Raw genomic sequence first — 224 nt, 5'->3', positions numbered from 1 at the left:
CCCGCCTACGTACTTGAACCTGGACAACCGTCGCCAGGCCCACCTAGCCTTCTCCGTCCCCCCATCGCAATTGTAAGAAGTACAGGAATATTAACCTGTTTCCCATCGACTACGCCTTTCGGCCTCGCCTTAGGAGTCGACTTACCCTGCCCCGATTAACGTTGGACAGGAACCCTTGGTCTTCCGGCGAGGGAGTTTTTCACTCCCTTTATCGTTACTCATGT

At 54.0% G+C, this 224-nt stretch carries 1 rRNA gene; it reads right to left on the bottom strand.

What is annotated here, in order from left to right:
- Nucleotides 1–224, bottom strand: a 23S ribosomal RNA gene (locus ATB74_RS23580); the annotation flags it as partial.

Source organism: Vibrio splendidus, from assembly GCF_001557875.1.
GTDB lineage: Bacteria > Pseudomonadota > Gammaproteobacteria > Enterobacterales > Vibrionaceae > Vibrio > Vibrio splendidus_F.
This window is presented reverse-complemented; position numbering and strand designations above follow the sequence as displayed.